Genomic DNA, 7572 nt, shown 5'->3' on the forward strand with positions numbered 1-7572 from the left:
CGTCCCCGTGGGGAACGGCTTCGACTTGGTGGTCAGCGGCTGGGGTACCCGAGGCTGGGCGGTGTTCACCGCGATGCGGCGCTGGCACGGCCACCCGGGTCCCGTGGTCGCCGACCCGGCGGCGGACGCCCTGTGGTGGTTCGTCCCGCCCGGCACCAAGCCGCTCTGGAGCCCGCACCGCTACGGGGTCTGCTACGGACCCGGCAGCGGCACCCTGCTCCTGCCGCCTCATGACCGCCTCGGCCCCCGAGGTCCGGCCGAACCCTACTGGCTCTCCCCGTGGCCCAGCCTCGACGTCCCGCTGGTGCATCCCGTGACGTTGCGGCTGGCACTGGAGGAGCACTGCCCCGCCCTTCCTCCCGTACGGCAGAACACGACGGCCGACGTCCTCGCGGCCACCCCCTCACTGCCTCGGCCTGGCCCTTTCACCAGCGCATTCCTGGCCTGGATCACCCGCGCCAGCAACGCGAGGCCGGTGCGACGGGACCCGGCCGGGATCTCCTGCCGCCTGAGCCGCACCCGCCTCCTCATCACGACCGAGGCCCGCACTCCTCCATCCACGGTGAAAGGCACCGCGTGACACACGAGCTCTTCCCCGCCCTGACGGCAACCGACTGGGATGCCTGGCACCGATCCCCGGCCGCCGAGGAGAGGGTCGTCAACGCGGAGCGCTGCTTCGCCGAACTGGCCGTCTTCTTCTCACGTACGACTCCCTGCCGGGAGATGGTCGCGGTGGATCTCGGCTGCGGCACGGGCGCGTGGACCCAGCTCCTGGTCGACTGGGGCATCACCCACACGACCGGGCTCGACTTCTCCACCGTCGCGCTGAAGAAGGCCGCGTCACGACCGGTCTCGTCCACGCCGCGCTACGACCTGTGGGACGCCACCACCGACCCGCTTCCGGCGCGGAACATCGACGTGATCACCTGCCGCTATCTGTGGGAGTACCTCGACCCCGCCACCGAGGAACGGCTCCTGGACCTGATCAGGCAGAGCCTCAAGCCGGTCATGGGCGCGCTGTACCTCTCCTTCCGCACCGCCACCACCACAGATCCGTTCCAGCGTGGCCTGACGGACGAGCGGATCGATCGGCTCAGCGAGGGGTGGCTCCGGCAGGACCGCTTCACCCTGGGCCCGTCCGACGGCGCGCTCTACCTCTGAGGACCGATCTGACCACGCGCCCCCACACCTCCACCTCTGAAGGATCCCGCGTTGAACCACCCTCGCCTGATTCCCGCCGTCCCCTGGATCGCCGCGTACGACAACGACATCCGGACCTCTGCACCTCTTGTCCTCCTGCCCGGTGCCCGTGGCATCGGCTTCGCCCAGGAGAACCCGTATGACCGGGACGAGGACGGCGCACTTCTTCACCCGGGTTGGCACCCCCACCCCGGCGGCCCCGGCCATCCCCTCTTCGCCGATGTCCGGCTGAACCGGCAGCGGCGGGCGATCCTGGACGACCTCTGCCAGGTCTGCGGCCACCCGGCGGGCGAGGACGACCAGCGACGAACCCTGTGGCTCCTCCCGGGCACCATCGACCCGGAACATACGACGACCGCCCAACCTCCGGTCTGCCCGCCCTGCGCCCGCCACGCGGTGCGCGTCTGCCCTCCTTTGCGCGAGGCGCACACGGCCGTACGGGTGCGCGATCCGCTGTGGGTGGGCTACCAGGCCGACCAGTACGTCATCGACTCCACCGGGAAGCCGGTGATCGTGCGGGAGAACATCCTCGTCGGCCTCGGTTCTCCCGTACTGCCCTGGTCCCTCTGCTTTCAGGCGGCCGTCGAACTCACCGGTTGCACGAAGGTCTCCCTGGACACCGGGAGCACGGCATGAGCACCCCAGCCGGACCCCCACGCGGCATGGCGACCAACCCGTCCTGGCAGGTCACCGCCCTGACCTGCGTGGTCGGCCTGGCCCTCGCCGACCAGCGGATCGAGCGGCGCGAACTTCCCCGAGACGTAATGAACCAGACCGGGGCCACCATCCCCTTCATCCGACGCGTGGAGAAGGGCCACTTCTGCCCGGTGACCGACGTCTTCACCATCGAACGCCTCGTCCGCCACTACTACTCGCCCACCGACCCCGCCGGCCCCGGCCTCCTGGAACTCCTCCACACCCACGGCCCCTTCTCGGCGCCACGCGAACCCCTGGACGACACCTTCCACGGCTGGCCCTCCCGCCTGGCCGCCTGCGAACGCCGCGCCCCCGCCCTCACGATCTACAGCGCGCTCGCCTTCCCACCATTGCTCCAGATCCCCATCTACACCACCGCCTGGCTCAGAACCTGCGGCCCGACGAACGACCTCACCTACCCATCCACCCGCCGCGCTCTCGCACCGGACCACTCCAAACAGCAGGTCCAGGTCATCCTCGAACAGGCGCCGTTCTACGCGATCCACCAGCTCATCCCGAGGTGTGCGCTGATCGCCCAGCTCACCCATGTCCTACGGATGGTGGATGAGGGCCGCGTCGACATCAGGCTTCGGCCACCGGACACCGCAATGCCTCAGGACCCCGCCCTTCTGACGGTGATGTCCCCTGCCCCGGGCTTCTTCCTCACCGCCGAGGAGGCATACGTAGACGCCCAACGGGTGAGCCACCCCATGTATACCTTCAGCCTCTCGCCATATTCTCCCTGGCCGCCCTTCTTAGGCAGTATCAGGAGCAAGGCACTCACACCACAAGATAGTTACACAGCGCTCGGCAGGATCCTGCACCACCTTCAGCCTCGTGCCGTGTCTCATCAGGCTGATCGTCGAGTACTCGGCAGGGATCAATCTGGGTAAATTCGCACAGTGCTGCATTTTTGATTGCCTGGCCGGACCGCTCCAGAACCATTTTAGCCGCAGGCAATATCAGCCCGCCCTGCTTAAGAGCTTCGTAACCCATACAGGACTCTGCCCTCAATGTGGTCATCCGTGCGCGGGCTGGCGGGCCCGCGCACAGGTTCAACGATTAGCCATGAAAACTATCCGTGTCCGGCCGCTTTTAGGAGTACGGGAACAAATTTTGGGCCTTTGGCGATCTTGTCAAAAGACATTCTCTTGGTTTCGGAATACGCGTATCGTTCTTTGATTAGCAGGTAGAGAAGGTTGGTCAGTGACGTCTCGTCGGAGTGAGCTTCTCGATCACTCAAGTCTCGCAGCTGCTTGGGGTTATGGACGGCGCCCTCAAACAATTTTGCCGCACTGAGCATCGCCAGGTGAAATCTGAGATCAGTACGATCCGAGGGCTGCACTGCAATTGCGAGGAATGCGTCGACTGTGCGCTGCTGGCGTGCGAGCCACAAGTAAACTGGCAGCGGGGTCGTTTCGGAGAAATACTTCTTGTAATTGCTCGGATTTTTGAGGAGACTGGATGGCCGTGACCGCGCGCTATGCGGTTCACTGAATCCCATCGCTGCCAACGCTTGCGCCAAGAGGGGAATCCCAATAATGCGGTCGGCTGGCTTCCCCAGGTTTCGATAGTAGTTTTTTCGCCGGTCATAAAACCAGTCATGCTCCAGAAAGAAGGCTTCAATCTTTCGCTGGTTATCGTCCGTGGCATGCAGGGAGGCATCCGGCACTTTGGTCTGCCTATTTGTTGCCCGGATTACCTTGTCCCTCTCTTCGACGTTGTTTGTGTTCAGGATTCGAACTTGGATGAGGTCGTTGAAGGAAGGGTGATCCGGGGCTTGGCCGCGCAATGCTTCGTGGACAGTGTGAGAGGTCTGAAGGCCATTGACGATCTGCACATCGTCTAGTGAGAAGACCTTCCCTCCCACGGTCCAGGCGCGTGAACAAGTAATAGTGACACCATTGTTAAGCCACCAGAACTGTGGAGCGGAGCGGTCCAGGAGGGAATCTTTAATTTCTCGGTTTACCTCGACCCCGCCCTCGTAGTCGCGCACGTTCCAGTCGAAAATATGGCGACGCAAGGTGCCGTCTTCATTGCAAATGAATCCGAGATAATCCCTCAGCGTCACGAGCGCAATATGGCTTGTTCCGTGAGTGATGCTCTCAGTGTAAGGCAGTTCCAATGTAAAGGACTTTACCTGATTTGACCTTTGCCACAACTCTGATGCGCCAATGAACTCAACTTTACCGATCCCGCCGGTGAACTTATTGGCGAAATCTCTTTCGAGGTCGCGAGCTTTCTTTTCGACCCTGGAATTAACTGCGGTAGTCTCTCCGCGACTGACGTAGGAGAAGCGAACCTCGACCTGTGGGTTACGGGTAACTATCGCCGTGAGCGTTTTGCGGAAGCAGGCGATTTTATTTACGAGATCGGGGCCATATAGCTTCAGGAGATCTTCTTGACCCTCCTCCAAATCCAAGAGGCGGCGAGTTGAAGAGGATGCGAGATCGATGGCTGTCTCAGTGAACGATTTCTCGCGCTTAGCCTGAACCAGCCAGAGCAAGAGGCGTGAGCCTCGTGGGACATCGATAGGCGAGGGGATCTCGTCTTCCTCTGCGAGCAATCGCTCATTGAGGAAGACGTATACTCCGTCGATAGCGCCATCTCCGCCGCCACCCACCACCCCAGCTTGGATCTCCTCAAGTGAGAGGTCTCCTGCTGTGATTGCTTGCTCGCTAGCGAAGACCTCGAAGATCTTGTCTGCGAGCAGTGGTGACTCGTCCGCCCGCTGCTTGAGCACCTGGTCGATCAGTACGAGGTCGTTACTCGCCACTACGCAGCTCCTCACGCCGTCCGCAGATGCCAACTGCTCTGCTGTGCATACCCACCCATCATCACAACGGTGCGGACGTGGAGGGTGCGGATTACGAAAACTCGCTGATCCCTTCTTCGCAGAGGATAGTTGACGCTCCCACGTGAGAGCCTGGTGGTGGAGTCCTACCTGATCGGGTGCGGTCCGAGTTGCCTGACCTCGCCTCATGGCCACTGCGGTGTAAGCGTGAGCGACACTCGGTGCGTACGCGCCAGCTCACCGAAGGTACTCAGCATCCACCCGCGAGAACACGAGATCGCTCTCTTCTCGCACTGCCCCCCGCCACCGCACCGCACCCGGCCACGCCTCCCGCAGAGCCCATGGATAGCTCTCCGCCGCATAGCTGTTGGGCAGCCGGTACGTGTGAAACCCAGCCCCACGTAGCGTCTCGACCAACTCGTCCGCCGACTCCCCCAGCCGCGTCATGCGCTCGGGGGTCACCTCCACCGTGATCTCGGCATCCGGGCGCAGCCGCGCCAACATCGGCACCATCCCCCTGACGACGCCCCCTTCCGCGCCCTCCACATCCACCTTGATCACCCGTGCCCTGGAGATCTCGTCCGACTCCAGCAGGCTCGGCAAGGGACGTGCCGCGACCTCGAACCGTGCCTCCGCGTCCCCTTCATACGGAACGATGCTGGCGGCCCCCATGTTGTGCGAACTGGCGAGGACGAACGTCAGGGTCTCGTCCTTGTCGGACACGGCGGTGTTGACCACCCGGATGTCCACATCCGCATTGAGCCGAGCGTTCTGCATGATCCTTGCGTGGTAGACCGGCGACGCCTCGACCGCGACAACCCGCCCCGTCCTTCCGACGAGCTGTGAGGCGAGCACGCTGAAGTACCCGATATTGGCCCCGACGTCGATGAACCCGTCCCCGGGCCTGAGCCGGTTCCGGAGCCAGCTCGTCATGTGCGGCTCCCACACCCCGAACAGATAGAGATACCGCTGTATGAGGTCCTGCGTGTCCACCGCGAAGCGCGCCCCGTACCGGGTCTCCACGACGCTTCTCCGCGGCGCGTCCCTGAGCTGTGGATTCAGATACCGGGCGGCCAGTGCGGCCTTCCCCAGGTGCCCCGGCCCATGACGCACGTACCGACGACCGAGGGTGACCAGTGTTTCCGTAACGAAGTGACTCATTCACACGCCTCTCCACCAGGGATAAGGCGAACGATAGTGCTCCTGGCTGACATGCTCCCAGGGCCCTGGAGATCAACGTCCCCACCAGCGGAAGAGCCTCTCCGGCCAGGCTCAGAGCACTCAGACCGACAGCTTGCGGAGCACAGTCTCCCTCGGCTCACTTCTCAGACGGACCCACCGGTCGAACTCGTAGAGCAGCGCCCCCCTCTGCTCCAGTCAGCCTGTTCCCCTCACGAGCCTGCACTCCTAAGATCGTCCAGACATCCTGAGGAGTGACCGGCAGGGGAGCATGGGCACCGGAGAGCAGCTCGTCACGGTCGCCGCTGTGCTCCTGGGCGCGTTGACGACGCACGTCACCAACTACTTCATGGAGCGCAGCCGCAACCGGCATGCGCTCCTGACCCGGTGGGACGACAGGAAGCTCGAAGCCTACGAGGGCTACATCGACATGATCCGGTCCTCTATATACCTCGCGGTTCAGCTCTACGAGACGCGCGAGGGGCTCCGCGAGAGCGACGAGGAGCAGTCCGAGGCCGAGATACGGGTGGCGATGGCCGAAGCGGGCCGTCTCCGGGGGCGGGCCTTCGAGCGGATCATGCTTCTCGGTGGGGACTCGGTTGTCGAGGTGGCGCACGAGCTCAACGTCATGACCCTGGAGGTCGACTGGCAGGCGAACGGGAAGATCACCGGCAGTCTGGAGGAGTGGCGTGAGCGCAACCGCGTGCTCTTCCGGCAGATCAACGTCTTCCACGATGCCGCGCGGGACGACCTCGGTGTCCGGGGAAGCGTCACCGGCGATCTTCACCCCGAGCGGGATCTGCTTCTCCCGCCGGGGCGCTCGGGTGGAGCTGGCTCGTAGATGCGAGCGTCGGCTTGTCAGGGAACGATCTCTACGGCGACGGCGTGCTGGCGAATCGTGCTCGCTCCGCGCACGATCGTTCTGGGCGAAGCATGGCACTCAACGTTTCAGCCTGAGTGAGGCAGAGGGCGCGCTGTCAAGCGCGCCTTGATGTCTGACATCAGTGCCTGACACCAACAGGGGCGAACGGCGGGGATCAACGACGGCCGCCAGCGGCGGCCCACCAGGACCGTACTCCGTCTGTACTGCATCGATGACCCCTCGTGTCCGACCTGATAAGGATGAGGCCACAGGTTCAAATCCTGTTAGCCCCACAGCGATAGATACGAATGAGCGGGCGTTTTCCCTGGTGGGAGGCGCCCGCTCTTTCGTGTTGGGGGTGGGGTTGGGCCGGGTGGGTGAGGGGTGGGGCGTGTTTGGCCGTCTCCCGGATTTCTCCCGGGCCCTGGCGGGGTGTGCTGCCTTGGTGACCTGTTTCCCCGCGCCCTTCTCGGGTCCCGTCTGACCTCAACGGTGGATCGCCGCGGGTTCACCGTCATGATCGGCTTGGACCGATTCTCTGTGTCCGGTCTGATCGCTTCGCGGGTCCCCGAGTTGAGGCGGATCGGGGTCGGGACTCAGGTCACCGATCGGTATCGGTCGGTGTGTATAGTCGGGCGGCAGAAGTCCTCATACGTCAAGGAAAGACGAGGTCGCGCGGTGAAGAAGCTTCTCCTGGTCGCACTGGCCGCCATCGGCGGGCTCCTCGTGTACCGCCAGATCCAGGCGGATCGCGCCGAGCAGGATCTGTGGACGGAGGCGACCGACTCCGTGCCCGCAGGTTCGGGTGTGTGAGACGCACAGTCCTGGGGAAGCCCCGGCC

At 63.8% G+C, this 7572-nt stretch carries 8 protein-coding genes; 6 read left to right on the forward strand and 2 right to left on the reverse strand.

Going from position 1 to position 7572, the window contains the following annotated elements; all coding sequences use genetic code 11:
* The first annotated feature begins 7 nt into the window (after positions 1–7).
* Genes ACFVIM_RS13830 through ACFVIM_RS13845 form a run of 4 tightly spaced genes read left to right on the forward strand, consistent with a single transcriptional unit; the run spans position 8 to position 2789 of the window.
* Positions 8–580 carry a hypothetical protein gene (locus tag ACFVIM_RS13830; protein ID WP_384300916.1) on the forward strand — a complete coding sequence of 191 codons (573 nt, stop codon included), beginning with the start codon at positions 8–10 and terminating at the stop codon, positions 578–580.
* The gene (locus tag ACFVIM_RS13835; protein ID WP_384300917.1) at positions 577–1161 is read left to right on the forward strand and encodes a class I SAM-dependent methyltransferase; all 585 of its coding nucleotides are present in this window, start codon (positions 577–579) and stop codon (positions 1159–1161) included. Before ACFVIM_RS13830 ends, ACFVIM_RS13835 begins: the two co-directional genes overlap by 4 nt.
* A gap of 51 nt (positions 1162–1212) precedes the next feature.
* A complete protein-coding gene (locus ACFVIM_RS13840; protein ID WP_384300918.1) occupies positions 1213–1836 on the forward strand; it encodes a hypothetical protein in 624 nt (207 codons plus the stop codon).
* Entirely contained in the window at positions 1833–2789 is a 957-nt protein-coding gene (locus ACFVIM_RS13845; RefSeq protein WP_384300919.1) for a Scr1 family TA system antitoxin-like transcriptional regulator, read from the forward strand. Before ACFVIM_RS13840 ends, ACFVIM_RS13845 begins: the two co-directional genes overlap by 4 nt.
* Positions 2790–2971: 182 nt before the next feature.
* On the opposite strand, the gene ACFVIM_RS13850 is transcribed toward ACFVIM_RS13845, so the two are convergent.
* Positions 2972–4672 carry an AIPR family protein gene (locus tag ACFVIM_RS13850; RefSeq protein WP_384300920.1) on the reverse strand — a complete coding sequence of 567 codons (1701 nt, stop codon included), beginning with the start codon at positions 4670–4672 and terminating at the stop codon, positions 2972–2974.
* 255 nt (positions 4673–4927) lie between these two features.
* Positions 4928–5851 carry an FkbM family methyltransferase gene (locus tag ACFVIM_RS13855; RefSeq protein WP_384300921.1) on the reverse strand — a complete coding sequence of 308 codons (924 nt, stop codon included), beginning with the start codon at positions 5849–5851 and terminating at the stop codon, positions 4928–4930.
* A gap of 289 nt (positions 5852–6140) precedes the next feature.
* Between ACFVIM_RS13855 and ACFVIM_RS13860 the strand changes: the two genes are divergently transcribed.
* Together ACFVIM_RS13860 and ACFVIM_RS13865 are read left to right on the forward strand one after the other, a co-directional pair.
* Positions 6141–6710, forward strand: a complete 570-nt coding sequence (locus ACFVIM_RS13860; RefSeq protein WP_384300922.1) for a hypothetical protein — start codon at positions 6141–6143, stop codon at positions 6708–6710.
* Positions 6711–7409: 699 nt separating this feature from the next.
* A complete protein-coding gene (locus ACFVIM_RS13865; protein ID WP_003958712.1) occupies positions 7410–7544 on the forward strand; it encodes a DLW-39 family protein in 135 nt (44 codons plus the stop codon).
* The last annotated feature ends 28 nt before the right edge of the window (positions 7545–7572 follow it).

Origin of the sequence: Streptomyces sp. NPDC057638, assembly GCF_042800315.1 — a bacterium.
In the GTDB taxonomy this organism is placed as follows: Bacteria; Actinomycetota; Actinomycetes; order Streptomycetales; family Streptomycetaceae; genus Streptomyces.

Bases quoted from the DNA above. Each gene is read 5' to 3' on its own strand.
- ACFVIM_RS13855 (WP_384300921.1), bottom strand. From the start codon at position 5,851: ATGAGTCACTTCGTTACGGAAACACTGGTCACCCTCGGTCGTCGGTAC.
- ACFVIM_RS13845 (WP_384300919.1), top strand. From the start codon at position 1,833: ATGAGCACCCCAGCCGGACCCCCACGCGGCATGGCGACCAACCCGTCC.
- ACFVIM_RS13860 (WP_384300922.1), top strand. From the start codon at position 6,141: ATGGGCACCGGAGAGCAGCTCGTCACGGTCGCCGCTGTGCTCCTGGGC.